Here is a 26078-nt window from a genome sequence, read left to right on the forward strand (position 1 = left end):
ACGCCAATGGGGGCTGGATGACGACGGCAACGACGCCGGGGCAGGGCCCGCTCACCGGCGTGCGCGTACTCGAGCTGGCGGGTATCGGACCGGGCCCGTTCGCCGCCATGCTCCTCGCCGACCTGGGCGCCGACGTGGTCCGCGTGGACCGGCCGGGCGGCCCCGGACTCGCCATCGACCCCGAGTTCGACATCACCAACCGCAACAAGCGCTCGGTGATCATCGACCTCAAGGCCCCGGACGGCGCCGCCCGCGTCCTCGACCTCGCCGAACGTGCCGACGTCCTGATCGAGGGCTACCGCCCCGGCGTCGCCGAGCGCCTCGGCATCGGCCCCGAGGCCTGCCACGCCCGCAACCCGCGGCTCGTCTACGGCCGGATGACCGGCTGGGGGCAGGAGGGCCCCCTCGCCCAGCGCGCCGGCCACGACATCGCGTACATCGCCCTCACCGGCACCCTCGGCATGATCGGCAGCCCCGACGGGCCCCCACCGGCCCCCGCCAACCTCCTCGGCGACTACGCGGGCGGCTCCCTCTACCTCGTCGTGGGCGTCCTCGCCGCCCTCCACCACGCGCGCGCCACCGGTACCGGCCAGGTCGTCGACGCCGCCATCGTCGACGGCACCGCCCACCTCTCGGCGATGATCCACGGCATGCTCGCCGCCGGCGGCTGGCAGGACCGGCGCGGCGCCAACCTCCTGGACGGCGGCTGCCCGTACTACGGCACCTACGAGACGGCCGACGAGAAGTACATGGCGGTCGGGCCGCTGGAGCCGCAGTTCTACGCCGAGTTCGTCCGCCTGCTCGACCTGGAGGAGCACGCCGGGGCCCGCAAGGACTGGACCCGCTGGGGCGAGCTGCGCGAGGCCGTCGCCGCCCGCTTCAAGTCCCGTACGCGGGACGAGTGGACGGCCGCCTTCGACGGCACGGACGCGTGCGTCGCCCCCGTCCTGTCGCTGCGCGAGGCCCCGCACCACCCGCACCTCGCCGCGCGCGGCACCTTCACCGACCACGGCGGCCTCACCCAGCCCGCGCCCGCCCCGCGCTTCTCCGCGACCCCGACCGCCGTACGCACCGGCCCCGCCCGGCCCGGCGCCGACACCGGGGACGTGGCGCGCGACTGGGACGTACCCGATCTCCTGAAGGGCCCCGATCCGGACGGCCCCGCGACGAAGGGCCTTGCATGAAGCGGCAGATCTTCGCCCCCGAGCACGACGCGTTCCGCGAGACCGTGCGTGCCTTCCTGGCCAGGGAGGTGCAGCCGTACTACGCCCAGTGGGAGAAGGACGGCATCGTCTCGCGCGAGGCCTGGCGCGCGGCCGGCAAGCAGGGTCTGCTCGGGCTCGCCGTGGACGAGGAGTACGGGGGCGGCGGCACCGCCGACTTCCGCTACAGCGCCGTCCTCGCCGAGGAGTTCACGCGCGCGGGCGCACCCGGTCTAGCTCTCGGCCTGCACAACGACATCATCGGCCCGTATCTGACCGGCCTGGCCACCGAGGAGCAGCGGCGGCGCTGGCTGCCCGGTTTCTGCGACGGCACCCTGATCACCGCCATCGCCATGACCGAACCCGGCGCCGGCTCCGACCTCCAGGGCATCCGCACCCACGCCGAGGACCGTGGCGACCACTGGGTCCTGAACGGCTCCAAGACCTTCATCTCCAACGGCATCCTCGCCGACCTGGTGATCGTGGTCGCGAAGACGACCCCCGAAGGCGGCGCGCACGGCCTGTCGCTGCTCGTCGTCGAGCGCGGCATGGCAGGCTTCGAGCGCGGCCGCAACCTCGACAAGATCGGCCAGAAGGCACAGGACACGGCCGAGTTGTTCTTCCACGACGTGCGCGTGCCCAAGGAGAACCTCCTGGGCGAGCTCGACGGCGCGTTCGTCCACCTGATGACGAACCTCGCGCAGGAGCGCCTGAGTATCGCCGTCTCCGCGATCGCCGCCGCCGAACACCTGCTGGAGATCACCACGGAGTACGTCAAGGAGCGCGAGGCCTTCGGCCGGCCGCTGGCGACCAAGCAGCACATCCGTTTCGAGATAGCGGAGATGGCCACCGAGTGCGCCGTCACCCGCACGTTCCTCGACCGCTGCATCGAGGATCACTCGAACGGGCAGCTCGACGCCGTCCACGCCTCCATGGCCAAGTGGTGGTCGACCGAGCTGCAGAAGCGGGTAGCCGACCGCTGTCTGCAACTGCACGGCGGCTACGGCTACATGAGCGAATACCCCGTCGCCCGGGCCTTCACCGACGGCCGCATCCAGACCATCTACGGCGGGACGACCGAGATCATGAAGGAGATCATCGGGCGTTCCCTGCTCGGCTGAAAAGCCCTTCCGCACGGCTGACCCTCACCCCCGAAAGGCCTCCCTGTGAGCACCGAAGCGTACGTGTACGACGCGATCCGCACCCCGCGCGGTCGCGGCAAGGCGAACGGCGCCCTGCACGGCACCAAGCCCATCGACCTGGTCGTCGGACTCATCCACGAGATCCGCGACCGTTTCCCGGGCCTGGATCCGGCCGCCATCGACGACATCGTGCTCGGCGTGGTCGGCCCCGTCGGCGACCAGGGCTCCGACATCGCCCGGATCGCCGCCGTGGCCGCCGGACTCCCGGACACCGTCGCGGGCGTACAGGAGAACCGCTTCTGTGCGTCGGGTCTCGAGGCGGTCAACATGGCCGCCGCCAAGGTCCGTTCCGGCTGGGAGGACCTGGTCCTCGCGGGCGGTGTGGAGTCCATGTCCCGGGTGCCGATGGCCTCGGACGGCGGCGCCTGGTTCAACGACCCGATGACCAACCTGTCCGTGAACTTCGTGCCGCAGGGCATCGGCGCCGACCTCATCGCCACCATCGAGGGCTTCTCCCGCCGGGACGTCGACGAGTACGCGGCGCTGTCGCAGGAGCGGGCGGCGACGGCCTGGAAGGAGGGCCGCTTCGACCGTTCCGTCGTGCCGGTGAAGGACCGCAGCGGCCTGGTGGTACTGGACCACGACGAGTACATGCGCCCCGGCACCACCGCCGACTCCCTCGCCAGGCTCAAGCCGTCCTTCGCGGACATCGGCGACCTGGGCGGCTTCGACGCCGTCGCGCTCCAGAAGTACCACTGGGTCGAGAAGATCGACCACGTCCACCACGCGGGCAACTCCTCCGGCATCGTCGACGGCGCCTCGCTCGTCGCGATCGGCTCCAAGGAGGTCGGCGAGCGCTACGGCCTGACCCCGCGCGCGCGGATCATCTCCGCGGCCGTCTCCGGCTCCGAGCCGACCATCATGCTCACCGGCCCCGCCCCGGCCACCCGCAAGGCGCTCGCCAAGGCCGGGCTGACCATCGACGACATCGACCTCGTCGAGATCAACGAGGCCTTCGCGGCGGTCGTCCTGCGCTTCGTGAAGGACATGGGCCTGTCCCTGGACAAGGTCAACGTCAACGGCGGCGCCATCGCGCTGGGCCACCCCCTCGGCGCGACCGGCGCGATGATCCTCGGCTCGCTCGTCGACGAACTGGAGCGCCAGGACAAGCGGTACGGCCTCGCCACGCTCTGTGTGGGCGGCGGCATGGGCATCGCCACCATCGTCGAGCGCATCTGACCCCCCTCCCGACGGATCACACGGAGCACCTCCACATGAGCACTGAGTCCACCACCATCCGCTGGGAACAGGACCGGTCCGGCGTCGTCACCCTCGTCCTCGACGACCCCTCCCAGTCCGCGAACACCATGAACCAGGCGTTCCGCGACTCCCTCGCCGTCGTCACCGACCGCCTGGAGGCCGAGAAGGACTCCATCCGCGGCATCATCCTCACCTCCGCCAAGAAGACCTTCTTCGCCGGCGGTGACCTGCGCGACCTCATCCGGGTCACCCCGGAGACCGCCCAGGAGCTCTTCGACGGCGGCCTCGCGATCAAGCGCGACCTGCGCCGCATCGAGACCCTCGGCAAGCCGGTCGTCGCCGCGATGAACGGTGCGGCCCTCGGCGGCGGCTACGAGATCGCCCTCGCCTGCCACCACCGCATCGCCCTGGACGCGCCCGGCTCCAAGATCGGCTGTCCCGAGGTCACCCTCGGCCTGCTCCCGGGCGGAGGCGGTGTCGCCCGCACGGTCCGCCTCCTCGGGATCACCGACGCCCTGCTGAAGGTCCTCCTCCAGGGCACCCAGTACACCCCGCAGCGCGCCCTCCAGAACGGCCTGATCCACGAAGTGGCCGCCACCCAGGAGGAACTGCTCGCCAAGGCCCACGCCTTCATCGAGGCCAACCCCGAGTCGCAGCAGCCCTGGGACAAGCCCGGCTACCGCATCCCCGGCGGCACCCCCGCCAACCCCAAGTTCGCGGCGAACCTCCCCGCCTTCCCGGCCAACCTGCGCAAGCAGACGGGCGGCGCCCCCTACCCTGCCCCGCGCAACATCCTCGCCGCGGCCGTCGAGGGCTCCCAGGTCGACTTCGAGACCGCACAGGTCATCGAGGCGCGCTACTTCGTGGAGCTGGCGGCCGGCCAGATCTCGAAGAACATGATCCAGGCGTTCTTCTTCGACCTCCAGGCCGTCAACTCCGGTGCCAACCGCCCCCAGGGCATCGAGCCGCGCGAGGTCCGCAAGGTCGCCGTCCTGGGCGCCGGGATGATGGGCGCGGGCATCGCGTACTCGTGCGCCCGCGCGGGCATCGACGTGGTCCTGAAGGACGTGTCGGCGGAAGCGGCCGCCAAGGGCAAGGCCTACTCCGAGAAGCTCTGCGCCAAGGCGGTCTCCCGGGGCCGTACGACACAGGAGAAGGCGGACGCGCTGCTGGCCCGCATCACACCGACGTCCGACCCCGCCGACGTCGCCGGCTGCGACGCGGTGATCGAGGCCGTCTTCGAGAACCCCGAGCTCAAGCACAAGGTGTTCCAGGAGATCCAGCACGTCGTGGAGCCGGACGCGCTGCTGTGCTCCAACACCTCGACCCTGCCGATCACCGTGCTGGCGGAAGGCGTGGAGCGCCAGGCGGACTTCATCGGTCTGCACTTCTTCTCGCCGGTCGACAAGATGCCGCTCGTCGAGATCATCAAGGGCGAGCGGACGGGGGAGGAGGCCCTGGCCCGGGCCTTCGACCTGGTACGGCAGATCAAGAAGACGCCGATCGTCGTGAACGACTCGCGCGGCTTCTTCACCTCCCGCGTCATCGGCCACTTCATCAACGAGGGCGTCGCGATGGTCGGCGAGGGCATCGAGCCGGCGTCCGTCGAGCAGGCGGCGGCGCAGGCGGGCTACCCGGCGAAGGTGCTGTCCCTGATGGACGAACTCACGCTGACGCTCCCGCGCAAGATCCGCAACGAGTCCAAGCGGGCCGTCGAGGAGGCGGGCGGGGTGTGGCCCACGCATCCCGCCGAGGCCGTCATCGACCGCATGGTCGACGAGTTCGGCCGCACGGGCCGCGGCGGTGGCGCCGGGTTCTACGAGTACGGCGAGGACGGCAGGCGGACGGGCCTGTGGCCGGGCCTGCGCGAGCACTTCACCAAGCCCGGCGCCGAGATCCCCTTCGCGGACATGCAGGAACGCATGCTCTTCTCCGAGGCCCTCGACACGGTGAAGCTCCTGGAGGAGGGCGTCCTGACCTCCGTCGCCGACGCCAACATCGGCTCCATCTTCGGCATCGGCTTCCCGGGCTGGACCGGTGGCGTCCTCCAGTACATCAACGGCTACGAGGGCGGCCTCCCGGGCTTCGTGGCACGCGCACGCGAACTCGCCGAGCGCTACGGGGACCGCTTCACGCCGCCGGCGCTGCTGGTGGAGAAGGCGGAGAGGGGGGAGCGGTTCGGGGACGCGTGACGGGGCGCCGACGAGGTTTCCTCGCCCCCGCCGCCCCTACCCGTCCCATCCCAGGGGGCTGCGCCCCCAGACCCCCGCTTCGGCCCTGAACGGGCCTCGTCCTCAAACGCCGGACGGGCTGGGTTTTTCAGCCCCTCCGGCGTTTGAGGAGCGGGGGTCCAGGGGGCAGCGCCCCCTGGGAGCGGGGTCGAAGGGGCGGCACGCCCCTGGGGATGGGAACGGGTAGGGGCGGCGGGGGCGAGAAACCGTCCCGGGCACCCCGTACCGCTGAGCGACACGACGCCCTTGCTCCCCGGGGGCGGAACGCCGACGCTGACCCGCGAACCGGTCCCCGTCCCCACCGAGGAGCCCCCCATGGGAACCCGTCCCGCCCTCGCCTTCCTGGACATCCTCCGCGGCGAGGGCGTGGACCGGGTCTTCGGCAACCCCGGCACCACCGAACTCCCCTTCCTGGCCGCGCTCGGCGAGACCGAGGACGCCCCCGAGTACGTCCTCGGCGTGCACGAGGGCGCCGTCGTCTCGATGGCCGACGGCTACGCCCGCGCCACCGGCCGCCCCGCCTTCGTGAGCCTGCACGTCGCGGCCGGCCTCGCCAACGGCCTCATCGGTCTCCTGAACGCCCGCCGCTCCCGCACCCCCCTCGTGGTGACGGCCGGCCAGCAGGACCGCCGCCACCTCCAGCAGGACCCCATGCTCAGCGGCGACCTCGTCGGCCTCGCGACGCCCGCGGTGAAGGCGGCGTACGACGTCCAGCACGCCCGCGACCTGCCGCTGGCGCTGCGCCGCGCCTTCGCCCTCGCCGTACGCCCGCCCGCGGGACCGGTGTTCCTGTCCATCCCGATGGACGTGTTCGCCGAGGACATCGAGGTCGAGGTCCCGGCCCGCACCCCGCCGCCCCCGCCGGGACCGGCCCCCGGCATCGAACGCGCCGCCGTCCTGCTCGGCGGCGCCGCCCGCCCCGCGATCGTCGCCGGCGACGGCGTCGGCCGCGAGGACGCCGTCGCCGCCCTGGTCCGCGCGGCGGAGGCCTGCGGCGCGACCGTGCACCACCAGCCCATGGCCGACTGCCTGAACTTCCCGACCACCCATCCCCTCTACGCCGGGATGCTGCCACCCCGCCACGACGCCATCCGCACCGCACTCGCTCCCTACGACGTCCTGCTGATCGCGGGCGCCCACGCCTTCACCCCGCACCACTACACCCCGGGCCCCGCCCTGCCGCCCGGCGTCACCGTCGTCCAACTCGACTCCGACCCCGACGAGATCGGCCGCAACTTCCCCGCCGAGGCCGGGCTGGTCGGCTCCCTCGGCCCCTCCCTGCACCGCCTCGCCGACCTCCTGCGCGACCGCGTGCCCGACCACACCGCCAAGGGCCGCGTCCTGCGCGCCGGCGAACAGCACGCCGCGGACCGCGACCGCGCCGAGTCCGCCGCCCGCGCCGCGTACTCCCCGGCCCCGCTCGCCCCCTGGGCCGCCGCCCACGCCGTCGCCCGGGGTCTGCCGCCCGGCGCGGCGATCGTCGAAGAGGCCATCACCACCGGGCTGTTGCTCCGTCGTCTCGTACGCCTGGACCGCCCCGGCAGCTACACCCACACCGTCGGCGGCGGGCTGGGCTGGGGCATCGGTGCCGCCGTCGGTCGCGCGCTCGCCGAGCCGGGGCGCCCCGTGGTCGCCGTGCTCGGCGACGGCTGCGCCCTGTTCGGTCTCCAGGGACTGTGGAGCGCCGCACGGCAGTCGGCGCCCGTCCTGTTCGTCGTGATGGGCAACGGCGCCTACCGCACTCTTCAGGACACCTACGAGGCGATGGGCGGCTCCGGCCTGTGCCCCGGCACCGAGCTGGGCCCCCTGGACTTCACCCGGGCGGCCGCCTTCTTCGGCGTCGACGCGGTCCGCGCCGAGAGCGCGCAGCATCTGCGCGAACTGGTCGCCGGGGCAGGGAAGTTGAAGGGCCCGATGCTGGTCGACGTACCGCTGCGGAAATGAGCCCCACCGCGGGGGGAACCACGCCCGCGGCCGAGGCGATGATCCGCCACTCACAGCGACGCACACCTTGCCACCCGCACACCCAGGCATCACCATTCGGTCCATGACGGACGACGGTCCTCTGCCCAAGTCGGTGCTCGCACGCGGAGTGACCCTGCTGCGTGCCTGCGGGGACTCCGGGACCGCCCTCACCCTCGCCGAACTCGCCCTGCGCACCGGGCTGCCGAAACCCACCGCGCACCGGCTGATCGGCGAACTGGTCCGGCTCGGCCTGGTCGAGCGCACCCCGGACGGCCGCTACCGCATCGGCCTGGGGCTCTTCGTCCTCGGGCAGTCCGCGCCGTCGGTGCGCGAACTGCGGGACGCGGCGCTGCCGTACCTGGGCGACCTGCACGAGGCCACCCACGAGAACGTCCACCTCGCCGTCCCGGACGGTACCGACACCCTGTTCCTGGAGAAGATCACGAGCCGCAGCGCCACCCCGATCGTCTCCCGCACCGGCGGCCGCCTGCCCGCCCACTGCACCGCCACCGGCAAGGTCTTCCTCGCCCTGGACCCCCGCCCGCCGCACCGCACCCTGCACCGCCTGACCCCCCGCACCCTGGTCCTGCCGGGCCAGCTGGCCCGGGACCTGGCCCTGACCCGCGCCCGGGGTTTCGGCGTCAACCTGGAGGAGGCCGAGATCGGCGTCTCGGCGGTCGCGGCCCCGGTCTACGCCCACGACCGCGACCCCCGCCCGATCGCGGCGATCTCGGTGACGGGAGGCACCCGCCGCCTGGACGTGGACCGGGTGGGCGCAAGGGTCTGTGCGGCGGCGAGGGCGCTGACGCGGGCCCTGTCGGCGTGAGCGGTCGGCAGACCCGTGCCGTCGCCGCGCCACATGAGCGCGGTCGACCGCCGCCCGGTGTGGGACACATCCGCCGGCTAGCGGGAGGTCGACGCCCCCTGCTGCATCGCCACCGCCAGCGTGTGCTCCGTCAGGTGGGCCCCGTGCACCTCTCCCGTCAACCGGCCCCGCACGAAGACCAGCACCCGGTCGCAGACCTCCGTCAGTTCCGCCAGGTCCGTCGACGCGATCAGTACCGCCGCACCGCCCGCGGCCAACTCGCCCACGATCCGGTGCATTTCGGCCCGCACGCCGACGTCCACGCCTCGCGTCGGGTCGTCGAGCACCACGATCCCGGGTTCGGTCGCGAGCCACTTGGCGAGGACGACCTTCTGCTGGTTGCCGCCGGACAGCCGGGCCACCACGTCGTGCGGACCGCCGCGCAGCCGTAGCCGTTCGGTCAAGTCAACGGTACGGCGGACCAGTTCCGACCGTGATGGCGCGATGCCGCCCCGCCCGAGCCCGAGCCAGCTCACCGACGTCGTGTTCTCCCACACCTCCCGGTCGACCATCAGCCCGTACCGCTTCCGGTCGCTCGGCACGAAGGCGACCCCCGACCGCACCGCGTCCCGCAGCGAGCGCGGCAGGCCCCGGCCCCCGACGTCGACCCGGCCCGCGGAGATCGCCGTACGGCCGCACACCACCTCCAACGCGCTGAGATGGCCCGCCCCTTGCAGCCCCCCGACCCCGACCACCTCACCCGCCCGGACCGTGAACGTCACGTCCGTGAGCCTGCCCGGCACGCTCACCCCCGACAGCACCACGGGCGGCGGAAGATCGACCACGGTCCGCGTCCGGCGTGTCCGCTGCTCGGGCCGGCCGCCCAGCATCGCCGTCACCAGCTCGGGCACGTCGACCTCCTCGCGGCGCACCCCGGCGAGTGCGACCCGTCCGTCCCGCAGCACCGTCACGCGCTGCGCGAACCGCATCACCTCCTCCAGGAAGTGGGTGACGTACAGGACGGCGATACCCCGCCCGGTCAGCGTGCGCAGGACGCCTTCGAGGCGGTCGACGGCGGCGGCCGGCAGTGCCGACGTCGGTTCGTCGAGGATCAGCAGCCGGGGACGGCGCAGCAGGGCCCGGGCGATCTCCGTCAACTGCTGATCGGCCAGGGGAAGTTCTCCGATCTCCGTGCCGAGGTCCACGTCGAGGCCCAGCTCGGCGAGGACCGGCCGGGCCGCCCGGTCCATGGCGCCCCGGTCGAGCAGGCCGAGGCGGCGCGGTGGCTGGTGGGGGAAGAGGTTCTCCCGGACGGTGAGGTCGGGGAACAGGCTCAACTCCTGGGAGACGGTGGCGATCCGGGTGTTCTTCGCCAGCCACATCGTCCCCTCCTCCGCCGCCGGCGTCCCCGACACGATCCGCACCAGCGTCGACTTGCCCGCGCCGTTCTCCCCGACCAGCGCATGCACCTCGCCGCCCCGCAGCCGGACCCCGGCCCCGTCCAACGCCCGCACCCCGCCGTATGACTTGACCAGGCCCTGGGCCACGAGGATGTCACCGTGCGCCATCTCAGCGCGCGTCCTTCAGGGGGTGCAGCTGTCCCTCCTGGTCGCCGAGGAGCTTGTCGATGGTCGGCTTGTACCAGTCGTAGGCCGCCTCCGGGGACTTCTGCCGGGTGATGATCTCGTCGATGTTGGACGAGTCGACGACCCCGCCGGGGGAGAGGAACCAGCCGTCGGGCAGTGTGCCGTCGTTCTCGCGCACCGACGCGATCAGGATCGCCGTGGACAGATAGCCCTTGAGGAAGTGCTGCGGGTCGATGGCGACGAAGTTCGAGCCGTCCTCGACCGCGTCGAGGGTCTTGGGGTCGACGTCGAAGCCTGCCGTCAGCCACGCCCCCTTCTCCGACTTCTTGATCTTGGCGAGGTTGTAGCTGTCGGCGTCCCCGACACCCAGGAACGCCAGCGCGTCCGGATGCGCGTTGACCTGCGCCGACCAGGAGCTGTAGTTCTGGCCGGGATCGCTGTACGTCTGGAAGGGGCCGAGCACCTTCACGTGCGGCGCCTCTTTGCCGAACGTGTCCTTGATGCCCGCCGCCCGGTTGTCCAGCACCGGCGTCCCCGGGTTCGGCACCCCGATGACGATCTCGCCCTTCGGATCGTCGCCCAGCCGCTTCAGCGCCTCCTTCGCCATCAGCTCACCGAGCGCGTAATTGTCGTTGCCCACATAGAAGTTCACCTTGCTGCCGTCGGTGGGGGAGGTGTCCAGGGCGACGATCGGGATGCCCTTGTCCACGGCCCGGGCGGCGGGGCGGGTGAAGATCGGCGGGTCGAGGTTCTCCAGGACGATGCCGTCCTTGGCGGTCGTCTGGAGGTTCTGGAACAGCTGGACCTCGGCCGGCCCGTCCGTGTTGGGCGGGCCGACCGCCTGGAAGTCGACGTTCCCGGCGCGCTCCGCGGCGCTCTCGGCGCCGAGCACCATCTCGTGGGCGAAGTTGAGGGAGATGTTGGCCACCGCGATGCCCATGTCCAGCCTGCCGCCCTTGCCGCCGGACCCCTCGCTCTCACCGCACCCGGAGGCGCCCAGCAGTGCCAGGACGCCGAGGGCGGCGGCCACCGTACGGAATCGAGGATGCATCAGGGGCCTCCAGGAGCCATGTGCCGACCGGATGTTCACCGCCGCCGCCGTCCCGTGCGGCGCAGCGCGCTGTCCGCCGCGACCGCGACGAGAATGACCCCGCCGGTCGCGAACGACGTCCAGTTGATGGGTACTTCGAAGAACACGAGCCCCGCGGCCACGACCGCCAGGATCATCGCCCCCGCCACCGCTCCGACCACCGAGCCGCGCCCCCCGGCCAGTGGTGTCCCGCCGATGATGCACGCGGCGATGGCCTGGAGCTCGTAGCCCTGCCCCAGGGTCGGGTCGCCGGCGCCGTAGAACGCGAGGGCCAGTACGGCGGCGCAGGCCGTGGTGAGGCCGGAGAGCGCCAGGGCCTGGACGCGGGTACGCACGACCGGGATGCCGCTGAACGCGGCGGCGTCCGGATTGGAGCCGATGGCCCGGACCCGGGCCCCGAACCGGGTACGGGTGAGCACCACGGCCAGCACGGTGACCACCGCGAGCAGGATCCACAGGGCGAACGGCACCCCGCCCGGATCCCCGCCCGCGAAGGTGAAGAAGGAGTCGTCCAGCGGCAGGTCGGTGATCTGCCTGCCGTCGGCCAGCGCGAGCCCGACACCCCGGAAGAGCATCAGCGTGCCCAGCGTGACGATGAACGACGGCAGCGCGAGCAGGGTCGTCACCAGCGCGTTGAACATCCCGCAAGCGATCCCGGTGAGCAGCATCACCGGCACCGCCGACCAGGGTGCCCAGCCGTCCCGCACCAGGAGCGCCCCGACGACCAGCACCATCGCGTAGGTGCCGCCCACCGACAGGTCGACCTCGCGCATGGCGAGCGCGAAGACCATGCCGCACGCCATCAGCGAGATGTAGACCGAGTTGTGCGCGGTGGACAGCAGGTTGTCCGCGTCGAAGAAGTCCGGGTACGGGATGCCGATCGCCAGCACGAGCAGCCCCAGCACGAGCAGGACGCCCAGCTCGTCTCGTACCAGCCGGCGCGGCAGCGGCCACCGCCGTCGGGGTGCGGGGTCCTGCTCGCGGGCGCGCTCGGCGTCGTCCACGGCACGCTCGGTCTCGGTCATCGGGCACGGCTCCCGTACGGCAGCAGCTGAAGGCCGCCCCCACGGGCGACTGGCCGCAGCGTCGGCCCCACGGGCGCGGGCGGCAACACGGGCGTTCCAGCGAGTGGAATGCGCGCTTGCCGGGCGCCTGACGGGTCATCACACTCGCTCCATGGAGACACGTACCGCCCTGGTGACCGGAGCGGCACAGGGCCTCGGGCAGGAGTTCGCCGTCGCGCTGGCAAGGCGTGGCTACCGGGTCGCGGGGCTCGATCTCGTCCCGCAGCCACAGACCGCGGGCCGGATCCTCGACTATGTGGAACTGGTGGGCGACGTCACCGACGAGGAGGTCGTACGGGCCGAACTGGAGCGTGTCATCGACCGGTTCGGCACCCTGCACGTCGTCGTCAACAACGCCGGCGTCTACCCGTCGAAGCCCTTCGAGGAGACGACCGCCGAGGAGTGGCGGCACGTCCTGCGCGTCAACCTGGAGGCCCCGTTCCTGGTGACGCAGGCCGCGCTGCCCTATCTGAAGGCGGCCGGGTGGGGCCGTGTCGTCAACATCGCCTCCGCGGCCGTGTTCACCGCGCCGCCCACGATGGTCCCCTACGTCGCCTCGAAGATGGGCCTGATCGGCTTCACCCGCGCACTCGCCGCCGCGCTCGCCCCGTACGGGATCACCGTCAACGCCATCGCCCCCACCATGGTCCGCACCGCCACCGCCGAACGGACGGTCGGCGCGGACGGCGGCTTCGCGTTCGTGCGCGACCGCCAGGCCGTCACCCGCACCCAGGAACCCGCCGACCTGGTCTCGACGCTGCTGTACGTGGTCGACCAGGGCAGCGGCTTCCTGACCGGGCAGACCCTCAACGTGTCAGGAGGATCGGCCTACTTGTGAGGGACCGGACGAGGACGGAACCCATTCGCTGAGCTCCTCCCGCAACGACCGCTGGAAGGTGGTCAGCAGCGCCTGCACCACGATCGGATGCATATGGGCGGACAACGACCTCACGTCCTGCGTGTCCCGCTCCGACACCTCGCCCCGGAACAGCTCCGCCAACTCGTGCGCCGCGGCCCGCGCATGCTCGACGAGCACGCCGCGCGCCGCGAGGATCGACTCCAAGGACAGCGGCACGTCGAGCAGTTGGACGCCGAGCCGCAGCAGCCCCGAGTCGAAGTGGTAGCCGTCGCCCTCCGCCCGTACGACGTTCATCGCGGCCAGCCGCTCCACGTCCGTGTCGGTGAGCGACCGCCCCGCCCGCTGCTCCAGCTCCACCCGTGTGGCGCTCTGCGCGGTGTCCGGCGCCCAGGAGGCCACGACCGCACGGTGGATCGCGAGGTCGTGCGGGCTCAGGCCCGGCGGCAGCTGCCGCAGATACCGCTCGATCGCCGCCAGCGTCATGCCCTGGTGCTGGAGCTCCTCGATCAGCGCCAGCCGGGAGAGGTGCTCCTGCCCGTAGTGCCCCACCCGCCGCGGACCGATCACCGGCGGCGGCAGCAGCCCCTTGGTGCCGTAGAAGCGGACCGTGCGGACCGTGACGCCCGCCCGCGCGGCCAGCTCGTCGATCGTGAGGTCGGTCGCGTCGATCTCGGTCGGTTCGGTCGTCATGTGCAGCAGTATCGCTGTCTCACCAGTGCTGTGAAACCTCGCGAGCACCTCTGTCGATCATGTGAGACGCCCGCTGTGTGAGGTCCGCCACCGCGTGACCGGTACGGGACGGGGAAGGCGGCCTCTTGGTCTGTGCCTGTACCGAGGGCACAGGCCGTACGTACGTCCGGACAGCCGAGCGCGACCCGCTCGGGCGCACCAGAGAGCGGTACCACTCGTGAGCAAGGACGCCGTGGACACGGCACAGGCCGCCCGCCCCAGCCCGGCGGACGGGACACCCGCGGACGCGGGCGACGCCGGCTACAGCAAGGACCTCAAGGCCCGCCACGTCAACATGATCGCCATCGGAGGCGCGATCGGCACCGGCCTCTTCCTCGGCGCCGGAGGACGCCTCCACAACGCGGGCCCGGCGCTCGCGCTCGCCTACCTCGTCTGCGGGATCTTCGCCTTCTTCGTGGTGCGCGCCCTCGGCGAACTCGTCCTCTACCGCCCGTCGTCCGGTTCCTTCGTCTCGTACGCGCGCGAGTTCCTCGGCGAGAAGGGCGCGTACGTCGCCGGCTGGATGTACTTCCTGAACTGGTCGACGACCGGCATCGCCGACATCACCGCGATCGCGCTCTACACGCACTACTGGAGCCTGTTCACCGACATCCCGCAGTGGACGCTGGCCCTGATCGCCCTCGCGGTCGTCCTGGCGGTCAACCTGATCTCGGTGAAGATCTTCGGCGAGATGGAGTTCTGGTTCGCGATCATCAAGGTGGCCACGCTGGTCGCCTTCATGTGCGTCGGCATCTTCCTGCTCGCCACCCGGCACGAGGTCGGCGGCCGGACCCCGGGCCCGGGTGTGATCACCGACAACGGCGGTGTCCTCCCGCACGGCCTGATGCCCGTCGTCCTCGTCATGCAGGGCGTGATCTTCGCGTACGCCGCCCTGGAGCTGGTCGGTGTCGCCGCGGGCGAGACCGCCGAGCCGGAGAAGGTCGTCCCGCGCGCGGTGAACTCGATCATGTGGCGGGTGGGCCTGTTCTACGTCGGCTCGGTCGTCCTTCTGGCCCTGTTGCTGCCGGGCTCGGCCTACTCGGGCGACGAGAGCCCCTTCGTCACGGTCCTGTCGAAGATCGGCGTCCCGGCGGCGGGCGACGTGATGAACCTGGTGGTCCTGACCGCGGCGATGTCCTCGCTGAACTCGGGCCTCTACTCCACCGGCCGCATCCTGCGCTCGATGGCCATGGCCGGCTCGGCCCCGAGGTTCACGGCGAGGATGAACCGCAGCCAGGTCCCCTACGGCGGCATCCTGCTCACCTGCGCGGTCTGCGTCCTCGGCGTCGCCCTGAACTACCTCATGCCGAGCCAGGCCTTCGAGATCGTGCTCAACGTGGCCTCTCTGGGCATCATCTCGACCTGGGTCATCATCATGATCTGCCACCTGGCCTTCGTCCGCCGCGCCAGGGCCGGCCTGCTCACCCGCCCCGCCTTCCGCCTCCCCGGCAGCCCGGTCACGGAGCTCACCACGATCGCCTTCCTCCTGGCCTGCCTCGGCATGATGGCGAACGATCCCGAGGTCGGCCGCAAGACCCTGCTGCTGATCCCCGTGATCGCCGCCATGCTGATCGCCGGCTGGTACGCCATCCGTCACCGGTCGACGAAGACCGAGGACCGAGAGCTGTCCGGCCTCGGCGAATAAGGCCAACCCCACTGTCAGTGGCAGCGCCTACGGTGGCGTCATGTCGGAGATCACTTATGTCCGGGGTGACGCCACCGCACCGTCGGTGAAGGGCGTCAAGGTGATCGCCCATGTCTGCAACGACATCGGGGGATGGGGAAAGGGCTTCGTGCTCGCGCTGTCGCGGCGCTGGCCGGCGCCGGAGAAGGCGTACCGCGCCTGGCACCGCGACCGCGCGTCCAACGACTTCGGTCTGGGCGCCGTCCAGTTCGTGCGGGTCGAGCCGTACGTGTGGGTGGCCAACATGGTCGGGCAGCGCGGGACACGCACCGGCAGCAAGGGTGTGCCGGTGCGTTACGAGGCCATCGACGCGGCACTGGAGAAGCTCGCGGCGAAGGCCACAGAACTCGGCGCCTCCGTGCACATGCCACGGATAGGGTGCGGACTGGCCGGAGGCAAGTGGTCCCGGGTCGAGCCGCTCATCGGTGAGCGGCTGGTCGGGAAGGGGATCGCGGTCACGGTCTACGACCATGGGGAGGGCCGGAGTTGAGCAGGGACACCGACGTTCTGGTACTGGGCGGCGCGGGCGTCGACACCATCGTGTACGTGCCTCGGCTGCCGTTGCCGTACGCCGACAGCTACATGATCGACTCCGGGATCCGCACCCGCGCGGGCCAGACCGGGGACTTCGTCGCCGTCGCCCTCGGCGCGCTCGGCCTGCGCACCCACCACATCGACATGCTCGGCGACGACCCCGAGGGCGACCTCGTCCGCGCCCTGCACCGCGACAAGGGCATCGCTCTCACCGCCGTCCCGCAGCCGGCCGGCACCAAGCGGGCGGTCAACCTCGTCAGCCCCGACGGCCGTCGGCTGTCTCTGTACGACACCAGCCGCGGCCACCCCGACGACCGGCTGCCGGAGGTGACCGTCCGGGAACTCGCCACGGCCAGCCGGCACGCACATGTGTCGATCACCCAGCCCTGCGCCCACGCGCTGCCCGCACTGCGCGACTGCGGCGTGAGCATCTCGACCGACCTGCACGACTGGGACGGCGAGAACCCGTACCACGAGCCGTTCGCGTACACGGCCGACGTGGTCTTCCTCTCCGCCACCGCCCTGACCGACCCCGAGCGCACCATGCGCCGCATCGCCGAACGCGGCCGCGCCGAGGTCGTCGTCGCCACCGCGGGCGCCGGGGGCGCGTATCTGCTGGCCGACGACGAGCTGACCCGGATCCCCGCCGTCACACCGACCGCCCCGGTCGTGGACTCCAACGGAGCGGGCGACGCCTTCGCGGCCGCGTTCCTGTACGGCAGGCTGTCCGGCGAGCCCCCGCACCGGTGCGCCCTGTACGGCGCGGTCGCCGGCGCCCACGCCTGCACGGTGCCCTCGACGGAGACGGACGCGATCGACCGGGACGCACTCCACGCCCGTGTGGCCGGTTCTTTGCCCGCGGACGGATCGGGTGCCCGGGCCCTGTGAGAAAGGTGCGCCGCCTCGGCACGCCGGTAATCGTGTCGTCCGACTTCAGCAGGTGGGCCGCTACCGGGCCCTGCGGAACTGGCGGTCCGAGTTCCTCGCCGTGGCGTCCATGGCCATCCTGTCCGTCAAGCTCCGCCGGCGTGGCTCGCCGGAGTCCAGGCCGGTCGGGGCGGCCCACACCTCGACCGGAGTCGAAGGATGACAGGGACCGCCCCGCCGTACTTGGGAAACTAGTGCTCGTGCACGTCGTTCGTCGCGGCGATCTTCTTCCACGACTTCGGCTGCACCGGCGCCGCCCCGGCCCCGGCCGTCCTGGCGATGGACGCGTCGGCCGCCGCGGGGGCGGCAGGCTTCGTCGGCTGGAACAGCCAGGTGTCGAAGAGCGCCGACAGCGACTGCCCCGACACCTCCTCGGCGTACGTCCGGAAGTCGGCGACCGTCGCGTTGCCGTACGCGTACTTCTGCGGCCAGCCCTTCAGGACCGCGAAGAAGGCGTCGTCGCCGATCTCGTTGCGCAGCGCCTGCAGGGCCAGCGCGCCCCGGTCGTAGACGGCGATGTCGAACTGGTTCTCCGGGCCCGGGTCACCGGGCTTCACCGTCCAGAACGGGTCGTCGGCCGGGTGCGAGGCGTACACGTAGTCCGCGATCTCCTGTGCCGTGCCCTCGTCCTCGTGCTCGGACCACAGCCACTGCGCGTACCGGGCGAAGCCCTCGTTGATCCAGATGTCCTTCCAACCGGCGACGGAGACGAGGTCGCCGTACCACTGGTGGGCCAGTTCGTGCACGACCACGGAGGTGTTGGAGCCGTTCGCGAACTGGCGCGGGCTGTAGAAGGGCCGGGTCTGCGTCTCCAGCGCGTACCCGGTGTTCGTGTTCGGCACGTACCCGCCGAGCGCGTTGAAGGGGTACGGCCCGAAGTACTCGCTCAGCCAGTCGGCGACCTCCCCGGTCCGCTGGATGCTCGCCCGCGCCGCACCGGCGTTGTCGCCGAGGTCCTTGCTGTAGGCGTTGACGACCGGGATCCCGCTCTCGGTCCGGCCCGTGGTGATGTCGAACTTCCCGACGGCCAGCGTCGCCAGATAGGTGGCCTGCGGCTTGTTGGACCGCCAGTTGAAGCGGGTCCAGCCGAGTCGTGAACTCGTCGACTGGAGCGTGCCGTTGGAGATGGCCTGGGTGCCGTCCGGCACCAGCACGGACACGTCGTAGGTGGCCTTGTCGAGCGGGTGGTCGTTGCTGGGGAACCACCACCAGGCGGCCTCGGGCTCGTTGGCGCCGACCCCGCCGTCCGGGGTGCGGTGCCAGCTGGTGAAGCCGTACGCCTGCTTCGACGACGGCACCCCGCTGTAGCGCACCACGACGGTGACGGCCGTGCCCTTCGCCAGCGGTGTCTTCGGCGTGATCTCCAGCTCGTGCTCGCCCGACGTGGCGAACGACGCCTTGGCGCCGTTGACCCGCACCTCGTCGACGTCCAGCAGGAAGTCCAGGTCGAAGCGCGACAGATCCTGGGTGGTGCGGGCCAGGAGGGTTGCCGTGCCCTCCAGTTCGTCCGTCGCCGGCTGGTACTTCAGCCGCAGGTCGTAGTGGGAGACGTCGTATCCGCCGTTGCCGTAGGCCGGGTAGTAGGGGTCGCCGATGCCCGGAGCGCCGGGGGAGTGGCTCGCGGCCGACGCCGGGATCGCCAGCAGGACGGACGCGGCGGCCAGTGCGCCGGGCGCGATGAATCTGCGGTGCACGAAAGCTCCAAGTCGTAGGGTCACGAAGTCTGTTCGGAGCCTATTCATCACCTGTGGGCGCAGGCGTGTCCACAGCCGCCCCTGTCACACGATCGCCATTCGGCCGTCATGAGCGATCACGTCCCACGCACCTTTCCAGCCACATCCCGCCCGCCCCGATCGGCCCTCTTTTGCACGGGAGTTGACCGCTGTACCGTCCGCGCCATGCCGATACGCACGCGCTTCACGATCTGGAGAACGCTCGCTACGGCGGCCACCGCCGCCCTGCTGGCCACGTTCCTCACGCCCGTCGTCGCACAGGCCGCCCCGCGTGAGAGCCGACCCGTCTATTCGTACGAGAACGCCGTCCGTGAGGCCGTCTGGGTCGACACCGGACTCGACGGGGACGGTGACGGCAGGAGCGACCGCGTGGCCGTCGACATCGTCCGCCCCCGCGAACTCGCCCAGCAGGGCCGCAAGGTGCCGGTCGTCATGGACGCCAGCCCGTACTACTCCTGCTGCGGGCGCGGCAACGAGAGCCAGCGCAAGACGTACGACGCGAACGGCGACGTCGTCCAGATGCCGCTGTTCTACGACAACTACTTCGTGCCGCGCGGCTACGCCTTCGTCGGAGTCGACCTCGCCGGCACCAACCGCTCCGACGGCTGCGACGACGTCGGCGGCCGCTCGGACGTCCTGTCGGCCAAAGCGGTGGTCGACTGGCTGAACGGCCGGGCCACCGCCTACACGAGCCGCACCGGGAGCGCCAAGGCCAAGGCCGGCTGGACCAACGGCAGGACCGGCATGATCGGCAAGAGCTGGGACGGCACCATCGCCAACGGCGTCGCCGCCACCGGCGTCAAGGGCCTCAAGACGATCGTCCCGATCAGCGCCATCTCCTCCTGGTACGACTACTACTTCCAGCAGGGCGCGCCGCTCTACGACTCCGGCCCCGACTGGCTGTCCGACTACGTCAACAGCCCTGACGCCCGCGCCAAGTGCGACGCCGTCCAGCAGAAGATCGTCGACGGCGCCCCGCGCACCGGCGACTGGACGGACTTCTGGACCGAGCGCGACTACCTCAAGGACGCCTCCAAGGTGCGGGCCAGCGTCTTCGCCATCCACGGCCAGCAGGACCTCAACGTCCGGATGAAGCACCTCGGCCAGTGGTGGGACGCTCTCGGCAGGCACGGCGTCGAGCGCAAGATCTGGCTCTCCCAGACCGGTCACGTCGACCCCTTCGACTTCCGTCGCGCCGAGTGGGTCGACACCCTGCACCGCTGGTTCGACCACGAACTCCTCGGCTACGACAACGGCATCGACCGCGAGCCGATGGCCGACATCGAACGCCACCCCGACCAGTGGGTCACCTCCAAGACCTGGCCCCCGCGCGGCACGAGCACCGCGACCCTGCGCCCCGCCCAGGGAACCCAGCCCGGCGTCGGCACCCTCGGCCTGACCCGCGACCGCGGCACCGAGACCTTCACCGACGACCCGGCGCTGAGCGAGACCGACTGGTCCGCGCGGATCGACACGTCCACCCCCGAGAAGGCGGGCTTCACCACCGGCGCCCTCACCAAGGACCTGCGGCTGGCCGGCTCCTCGAAGGTGACCGTCACCGCCACCCCGACCACCTCGACGGCCCACCTGTCCGCCGTCCTCGTGGATCTCGGCCCCGCCACCATCCGCGACTACGCGAGTGCCGGCGAGGGCATCACCACGCTCACCGACCGCACCTGCTGGGGCGCGAGCACCGCCGGTGACAGCGCCTGCTTCAAGCAGACGCAGGCCAAGACCGCCGACGTCGACTACGAGGTCGTCAGTCGCGGCTGGGCCGACCTCGGCACCTACGCCGACCCCGGCAAGGGCGTCCCGCTCACCCCGGGCAAGGCGTACACGATCACCGTCGACCTGGCGGCCACCGACCACGTCGTCCCCGCCGGTCACCGCCTGGCGCTGATCGTCGCGGGCACGGACAAGGACCTGATCGACCCGCCGTCGACCACCCCGACGCTCACGATCGACCTGTCCCGCACCTCGGCCCGCGTCCCGTTCGTCGGCGGCGCCTCGGCGTTCGCGCACGCCACGAAGGGCGCCGCCACCGCCGTACCGCAGACCGCGCCGCTCGACGGCGTGACGGCACCGCGGACCCTTCAGCGCGTCCCGGGAGCGGGCCGATGATCCGAGCCCTCACCCTGAGCACGGCGGCCCTGGCCGCATCCCTGGTCGCCGTGCCGGCCCACGCGGCCGACGCCCCGCCGCGCACCGGTTTCGAGCAGTCCCACGGGGCCCGCTGGACCGGCGGGACGGAGGAACAGGACTTCCTGGCGGCCGTCGACGCGGGGAGCGACCGGGTCTCCCTCGCCCGCATCGGTACGACGAAGCAGGGCCGCCCCCTGCAACTGGTCCGCCTGGGCAGGCAGGGCGCCCCGAACACGCTGCTCCTCGTCTGCAGCCAGCACGGCGACGAGCCGTCCGGCCGCGAGGCCTGTCTCACCACGGTCCGCGACCTGGCGTACGCGAAGGACCCCGGCACCCGGCGCTTCCTGGACCGCACCACCGTGCTCGTCGTGCCCACCGCCAACCCCGACGGCCGGGCCGCCGACACCCGCGGCAACAGCGACGGCATCGACGTCAACCGCGACCACCTGGCCCTGCAGACGGCCGAGGGGCGGGCCCTGGCCGCCGTGATCCGCGACCACCGGCCCGATGTCATCTACGACCTGCACGAGTACGGCGCCACGCCTCCGTACTACGACAAGGACCTCTTCGACCTGTGGCCCCGCAACCTCAACACGGACGAGGCGGTCCACGACGAGGCCGAGACCCTGTCCCGGGCGTACGTCCGCCCCGCCGCGCAGCACGCCGGGTACACGACCGGCACGTACGGCATCTGGACCGACCCCGTCACGGGCGATCCGATCAGACAGACCGCCGGTGACGGCCAGGAACGCATCCTGCGGAACATGTCCGGCATCAAGCACGCGGTCGGCCTGCTCATCGAGAGCCGCGTCGACGCGCTCGCGGACGTCGACGAGGCGACCAACAACCGGCGCCGGGTCAGTTCCCAACTGGGGGCGCTGAAAGGTCTGTTCGGCTTCGCCGACGAGCGTCGCGGGCGAATCGAGGCGGCGACCGGCACGGCCCGTCACCAGGGCTGGGTCGACACCGGACCCGTCTACGTCGGCGGCGCCGACAATGATCCGCCCGAACCCGCCGAGGTGATTGAGAACCCGCCGTGCGGGTACCGGCTCACCGACGCCCAGTACGCGGAGGTCAAGGACGAACTCGCCCTGCACGGAGTGCGGACCAAGGGCACCTACGTCCCCCTCCGCCAGCCCCTGCGCGCGCTCGTCCCGCTGCTCCTCGACGAACGCGGCCCGTACCACCTCACGGTCGGGGAGCCCGACACCGACTGCTGAAGCGGCATCGATCAGCGGCACCTGTGGTAGTCCGTACCCATGGTTTTCGGGAGAAGGTGCCGCAAATGACGGAAGACTTGAAGAAAAGGGGTGGTCGGGAAGGTCCCACGGACGTTCCCGGCCCCCACACCACCGACCGCGTGGTGTTCGGCGTCACCGCCGTCATCACCGTGGCATTCGTGATCTGGGGCTCGACGGCGACGGACTCGCTGGAGAGCGTCTCCACGAAGATGCTCAACGGCCTGATCCACAACGGTGGTTGGGCCTTCATGCTGGCGGCCTCCTGCTTCGTCGTCTTCGCCCTGTGGCTCGCGGTCAGCCGTTACGGCCGTATCCACCTCGGCGCGGAGGGCGAGGAACCCGAGTTCAAGACGGTGTCCTGGGTCGCGATGATGTTCAGCGCCGGCATGGGCATCGGTCTGATGTTCTACGGCGTGAGCGAACCGCTCTCGCACTACACGACCCCACCGCCCGGCACCACCCCCGCCGACTCCGCGGAACGCATGGAGACGGCGATGGCCACCACCCTCTTCCACTGGACGCTGCACCCCTGGGCGATCTACGCGGTGGTCGGCCTCGGCATCGCCTACAGCACCTACCGCAAACGCCGTCGCCAGACCATCAGCGCCGTCTTCACCCCGCTCATCGGTGAGAAGCACGCCAACGGCACCGCGGGCCGGGTGATCGACATCCTCGCGATCATCGCCACCATCTTCGGCTCGGCGGCCTCGCTGGGTCTGGGCGCGCTCCAGATCGGCTCCGGATTCCAGGAGCTGGACTGGATGGACGACGTGAGCGAGGGGCTGCTCGTCGCCATCATCGCCGTGCTGACCCTGGCCTTCGTGGCCTCGGCGGTCTCCGGCGTGGAGAAGGGCATCCAGTGGCTGTCGAACACCAACATGGTGCTCGCCCTGATCCTCGCCGTGTTCGTGTTCATCGCGGGCCCCACGATCATCGTCCTCGATCTGCTCCCCACCTCGATCTTCGCCTACCTCGGCGACCTGCCCCAGCTCGCCGGCCGCACCGAGGCCAGCGGTGGCGAGGGCGTCGCGGACTGGCTCGGCAGCTGGACCGTCTTCTACTGGGCCTGGTGGATCTCCTGGACGCCGTTCGTCGGCATGTTCATCGCCCGCATCAGCCGCGGCCGCACCATCCGGCAGTTCGTCGGCGGGGTCATCCTCGTGCCCAGCACGGTCAGCCTGGTCTGGTTCGCGGTCTTCGGCGGTACGGCGATGAAGCTGAAGGAGGGCGGCGCGCTCCGCGGTGCCGACACCCCCGAGGGGCAACTCTTCGGGGTCCTCCAGGAGTTCCCCATCGCGACCGCCACCAGCCTGCTCGTGATGATCCTGGTCGGCATCTTCTTCGTCTCGGGCGCCGACGCCGCCTCCATCGTGATGGGCACGCTCTCCCAGCGGGGCGCCCTCGAACCCGCCCGCTTCGTCGTCGTGTTCTGGGGCATCGTGACCGGGGCCGTCGCCGCCATCATGCTGCTCGTCGGCAGCGGCCAGGGTGACGCCCTCACCGGTCTGCAGAACCTCACGATCCTGGCCGCCGCGCCCTTCGTCCTCGTGATGATCGGCATGTGCGTCGCCCTCATGCGCGACCTGCGCCGCGACCCGGTCATCGTGCGCGGCGAGATGGGTTCCGAGGCCGTGGAACTCGCCGTGATCGAGGGCCACAAGAGGTATGACGGCGACTTCGAGATCAGGGTCGGCCCGGGCGCCGGCACGGAGACGGAGGGCGACCCACTGGGCCACGACCACGGTTAGGCGCCGCCGGGAGAGCGGTGGCGACACGGCCCCGCGCCCCTCTCGGGGTGCGGTACCGCACCGGAACGCACCAGGACCGCTGGGCCGGACTCAGGAGGCGGCCAGCCCCGCCGCCTCCTCCGCGCAGCCCCACGCCACCGTCACCCCGCCCCCACCGTGCCCGTAGTTGTGCACCAGAGCCCTTCCGTCCGGCAGCGCCACCCGCTCCAGACGCACCGCGTCCCGCACCGGCCGCAGCCCCACCCGGTGCCCCAGCACCCGCGCCCCGGCGATCTCCGGCCGCAGCGCCGCACACCGCCGTACGATCGCCTCGGCGACCGCCGGATCAGGCTCCGTCGACCAGGCCCCGTCGTCCGCCGTGCCGCCGAGCAGGAGCCGGTCCGGATGCGGGAAGCAGTACGCCATCTCCCCGTCGGCGCCGGTCGACACGATCCATGTCCGGATGCCGGGATTCGCCACGACGACCAACTGTCCTCGCACCGGCTGCACGGAGGCGTCCGGCACCAGCTCCCGCGCGCCCAGCCCCGTGCAGTTGACCACCACCGGCGCCCCGACCGACACCAGGTCGGACACCGCTCGCTTCTCGACCGTCCCGCCCGCGTCCAGCAACCGCTGCCGCAGCCAGGGCAGATGGACCGCCATGTCGACGAGCGGCAGCCGCGCCCACACCCCCGGCCCGGCGTACTCCGCGGCCGTGGCGGCCCGCAGCCCCGGCAGCCGCCGACCCGCCCAGGCCGTGGCCTCGTCCAGGTCCGCCTCGCCGAGTACTCCTTCGACCATGCGTACGCCGGTACGGTCCGGGTCCGCCGCGAGCGCCTCGTACACCTCCAGCGAGCGCAGCGCCCACGCGCGGACCGACGCGACCGGATCGATCCGGTGCGGCCACCACAGCGCGCCCGCAACCCACGAGGTGGTGCGCTCGACGGGATCCCGGGTCCACACCCGCACCCGCCTGCCGCGCTCGGCCAGGACCACGGCCGTCGTCAGCCCGATCACCCCACCGCCGACCACCACGACATCGCTGCTCGGATCACCGTCCACACCGGGACGTTAGCGGAATGTCGCATGCCGTGCGCAGAGCGCGCTTGCTGCGGGAATACTCGCAGCATGTCTGCCGAGTACGCGACCTTCGGTCTGGCACCGGCGATGCGTGCCGGTGGAGTTCTTGTCAACGGTGAGTTCCAGGTCCACCGGGACTTCATGGACTTCATCGTCGACGGACGACCGCTGCTCTTCCAACTCTCCGACCTCGACGCCGTCTCCCCGCTGGCCTCCGACGTACCGCCCTCGATCTTCACCGCGCAGGTCCGCAGCCTGCTGCTGGAGACGGACGCTCCGCTTCCGGGCGGGCGCTACGTCATATACGGCTGTCCCGAGTGCGAGGACCTCGGGTGCGGTGCCGTCACCGCCGTGATCGACAAGGAGCACGGCGACTTCATCTGGCGGGACTTCGCCTGGCAGACCGACGAACACGCCGACCTCGAGCGCAACGGCTACCACGGCATCGGCCCCTTCCGCTTCCGCGGCCCCGAGTACCGACAGGCCCTGGACTCCTTGCTCGGCCCCGACTCCGCGGGCCCGCGCCGCCGCGTCCTGCTGATCGGCGCCCGCGTCGCCCTCCTCGCCAAGCTCGCCGCCGCCCTGCGCACCATCGGCATCGGCGCGGACATCACCCAGGACGCCGAGGGCGTGCCCGCCGACGAACTGCGCGCCTACGGTGCCGTCGCCTTCGGCCGTGCGGTCGCTCAGCAGGAACGTGCCGCCGTACGCCGGTCCTTCGAACGCGCAGGCGTCGAGGTGGCCTATGTCGACGGCCTCGCCCCGATAGTGCCCCTCCTCGTCGCCCAGATCGAGCACGCCCTCGACCGCAGCCCGCAGGAACTGCGCCGCCTGACCCGGCTGGTCGCCGCCGACGGCGAGGCGGGCATCGAGGTCACCTCGCCGTGCCGGGTCCGACTCACGGCGTACCGCCTCGACCGGCTCTTCCGCACCCACGCCCAGGAGGTCTTCGACGGGGTTCTGGAGGCGGGCCGGCATCGCATCGCGCTGGACGCGAGGGCGGTGAAGGGGGAGTCGTTCGTGGTGGCGCGGACGTCGGGGGGCGTGCTGGTCGAGGCGATGGCGCACTGAGGGCCC

General features: G+C 71.5%; 20 protein-coding genes and 1 pseudogene. 15 read left to right on the forward strand and 6 right to left on the reverse strand.

Going from position 1 to position 26078, the window contains the following annotated elements; genetic code table 11:
• The first annotated feature begins 17 nt into the window (after window positions 1-17).
• From ACIOHP_RS24765 to ACIOHP_RS24790, 6 genes are all read left to right on the forward strand, one after another.
• Window positions 18-1184 carry a CaiB/BaiF CoA transferase family protein gene (locus tag ACIOHP_RS24765; protein ID WP_401890901.1) on the forward strand — a complete coding sequence of 389 codons (1167 nt, stop codon included), beginning with the start codon at window positions 18-20 and terminating at the stop codon, window positions 1182-1184.
• A complete protein-coding gene (locus tag ACIOHP_RS24770; RefSeq protein WP_401890903.1) occupies window positions 1181-2323 on the forward strand; it encodes an acyl-CoA dehydrogenase family protein in 1143 nt (380 codons plus the stop codon). Before ACIOHP_RS24765 ends, ACIOHP_RS24770 begins: the two co-directional genes overlap by 4 nt.
• Before the next feature lie 45 nt (window positions 2324-2368).
• Window positions 2369-3583, forward strand: a complete 1215-nt coding sequence (locus ACIOHP_RS24775) for an acetyl-CoA C-acetyltransferase (RefSeq protein ID WP_361543320.1) — start codon at window positions 2369-2371, stop codon at window positions 3581-3583.
• 35 nt (window positions 3584-3618) lie between these two features.
• Window positions 3619-5796 carry a 3-hydroxyacyl-CoA dehydrogenase NAD-binding domain-containing protein gene (locus tag ACIOHP_RS24780; RefSeq protein WP_401890905.1) on the forward strand — a complete coding sequence of 726 codons (2178 nt, stop codon included), beginning with the start codon at window positions 3619-3621 and terminating at the stop codon, window positions 5794-5796.
• A 354-nt stretch (window positions 5797-6150) separates the two neighbouring features.
• Window positions 6151-7779, forward strand: coding sequence for a thiamine pyrophosphate-binding protein (locus ACIOHP_RS24785; RefSeq protein WP_401890907.1), 1629 nt, complete (start codon window positions 6151-6153; stop codon window positions 7777-7779).
• A 103-nt stretch (window positions 7780-7882) separates the two neighbouring features.
• Entirely contained in the window at window positions 7883-8626 is a 744-nt protein-coding gene (locus ACIOHP_RS24790; protein WP_401890909.1) for an IclR family transcriptional regulator, read from the forward strand.
• Window positions 8627-8703: 77 nt separating this feature from the next.
• Here ACIOHP_RS24790 and ACIOHP_RS24795 read toward each other — a convergent pair whose 3' ends face one another.
• Genes ACIOHP_RS24795 through ACIOHP_RS24805 form a run of 3 tightly spaced genes read right to left on the reverse strand, consistent with a single transcriptional unit; the run spans window position 8704 to window position 12306 of the window.
• Window positions 8704-10173, reverse strand: coding sequence for a sugar ABC transporter ATP-binding protein (locus ACIOHP_RS24795; RefSeq protein WP_401890911.1), 1470 nt, complete (start codon window positions 10171-10173; stop codon window positions 8704-8706).
• A 1-nt stretch (window position 10174) separates the two neighbouring features.
• The gene (locus tag ACIOHP_RS24800) at window positions 10175-11242 is read right to left on the reverse strand and encodes a sugar ABC transporter substrate-binding protein (RefSeq protein ID WP_401890913.1); all 1068 of its coding nucleotides are present in this window, start codon (window positions 11240-11242) and stop codon (window positions 10175-10177) included.
• A gap of 35 nt (window positions 11243-11277) precedes the next feature.
• Window positions 11278-12306, reverse strand: a complete 1029-nt coding sequence (locus ACIOHP_RS24805) for an ABC transporter permease (protein WP_401890916.1) — start codon at window positions 12304-12306, stop codon at window positions 11278-11280.
• A gap of 151 nt (window positions 12307-12457) precedes the next feature.
• Between ACIOHP_RS24805 and ACIOHP_RS24810 the strand changes: the two genes are divergently transcribed.
• On the forward strand, window positions 12458-13183 hold the full coding sequence (locus tag ACIOHP_RS24810) for an SDR family NAD(P)-dependent oxidoreductase (protein ID WP_401890918.1): 726 nt from the start codon (window positions 12458-12460) through the stop codon (window positions 13181-13183).
• Here ACIOHP_RS24810 and ACIOHP_RS24815 read toward each other — a convergent pair.
• Window positions 13160-13894, reverse strand: a complete 735-nt coding sequence (locus tag ACIOHP_RS24815) for a MerR family transcriptional regulator (protein ID WP_401890921.1) — start codon at window positions 13892-13894, stop codon at window positions 13160-13162. The two genes, ACIOHP_RS24810 and ACIOHP_RS24815, sit on opposite strands and share 24 nt — an antisense overlap.
• A 217-nt stretch (window positions 13895-14111) precedes the next feature.
• Here ACIOHP_RS24815 and ACIOHP_RS24820 point away from each other — a divergent pair, with 217 nt between their 5' ends.
• The 4 genes and pseudogenes from ACIOHP_RS24820 to ACIOHP_RS24835 form a co-directional block, all read left to right on the forward strand.
• Window positions 14112-15578: an amino acid permease gene (locus tag ACIOHP_RS24820; RefSeq protein WP_401890924.1), complete on the forward strand. Its 1467-nt coding sequence runs from the start codon at window positions 14112-14114 to the stop codon at window positions 15576-15578.
• A 40-nt stretch (window positions 15579-15618) separates the two neighbouring features.
• The gene (locus ACIOHP_RS24825) at window positions 15619-16107 is read left to right on the forward strand and encodes a macro domain-containing protein (RefSeq protein WP_401890926.1); all 489 of its coding nucleotides are present in this window, start codon (window positions 15619-15621) and stop codon (window positions 16105-16107) included.
• Entirely contained in the window at window positions 16104-17039 is a 936-nt protein-coding gene (locus ACIOHP_RS24830; RefSeq protein ID WP_401890929.1) for a PfkB family carbohydrate kinase, read from the forward strand. Before ACIOHP_RS24825 ends, ACIOHP_RS24830 begins: the two co-directional genes overlap by 4 nt.
• A 64-nt stretch (window positions 17040-17103) precedes the next feature.
• Window positions 17104-17241: pseudogene (locus tag ACIOHP_RS24835) on the forward strand (DUF6766 family protein); the annotation flags it as partial.
• A 28-nt stretch (window positions 17242-17269) separates the two neighbouring features.
• On the opposite strand, the gene ACIOHP_RS24840 reads toward ACIOHP_RS24835, so the two are convergent.
• The gene (locus tag ACIOHP_RS24840) at window positions 17270-18772 is read right to left on the reverse strand and encodes a M1 family metallopeptidase (RefSeq protein WP_401890932.1); all 1503 of its coding nucleotides are present in this window, start codon (window positions 18770-18772) and stop codon (window positions 17270-17272) included.
• A 204-nt stretch (window positions 18773-18976) separates the two neighbouring features.
• Here ACIOHP_RS24840 and ACIOHP_RS24845 point away from each other — a divergent pair, with 204 nt between their 5' ends.
• The 3 genes from ACIOHP_RS24845 to ACIOHP_RS24855 all read left to right on the forward strand — a co-directional run bounded on the left by ACIOHP_RS24845 (window position 18977) and on the right by ACIOHP_RS24855 (window position 23942).
• A complete protein-coding gene (locus ACIOHP_RS24845; protein WP_401890934.1) occupies window positions 18977-20932 on the forward strand; it encodes a Xaa-Pro dipeptidyl-peptidase in 1956 nt (651 codons plus the stop codon).
• Window positions 20929-22173: a M14 family metallocarboxypeptidase gene (locus tag ACIOHP_RS24850; RefSeq protein ID WP_401890937.1), complete on the forward strand. Its 1245-nt coding sequence runs from the start codon at window positions 20929-20931 to the stop codon at window positions 22171-22173. Before ACIOHP_RS24845 ends, ACIOHP_RS24850 begins: the two co-directional genes overlap by 4 nt.
• Before the next feature lie 65 nt (window positions 22174-22238).
• Window positions 22239-23942 carry a BCCT family transporter gene (locus ACIOHP_RS24855; RefSeq protein ID WP_401890940.1) on the forward strand — a complete coding sequence of 568 codons (1704 nt, stop codon included), beginning with the start codon at window positions 22239-22241 and terminating at the stop codon, window positions 23940-23942.
• A gap of 90 nt (window positions 23943-24032) precedes the next feature.
• On the opposite strand, the gene ACIOHP_RS24860 is transcribed toward ACIOHP_RS24855, so the two are convergent.
• Window positions 24033-24983 carry an NAD(P)/FAD-dependent oxidoreductase gene (locus tag ACIOHP_RS24860; RefSeq protein WP_401890943.1) on the reverse strand — a complete coding sequence of 317 codons (951 nt, stop codon included), beginning with the start codon at window positions 24981-24983 and terminating at the stop codon, window positions 24033-24035.
• Between the two features lie 66 nt (window positions 24984-25049).
• Here ACIOHP_RS24860 and ACIOHP_RS24865 point away from each other — a divergent pair, with 66 nt between their 5' ends.
• Window positions 25050-26072: an oxidoreductase gene (locus ACIOHP_RS24865; protein WP_361543281.1), complete on the forward strand. Its 1023-nt coding sequence runs from the start codon at window positions 25050-25052 to the stop codon at window positions 26070-26072.
• Window positions 26073-26078 lie beyond the last annotated feature (6 nt).

It is taken from the genome of Streptomyces sp. NPDC087859 (assembly GCF_044742595.1).
In the GTDB taxonomy this organism is placed as follows: Bacteria; Actinomycetota; Actinomycetes; order Streptomycetales; family Streptomycetaceae; genus Streptomyces; species Streptomyces canus_F.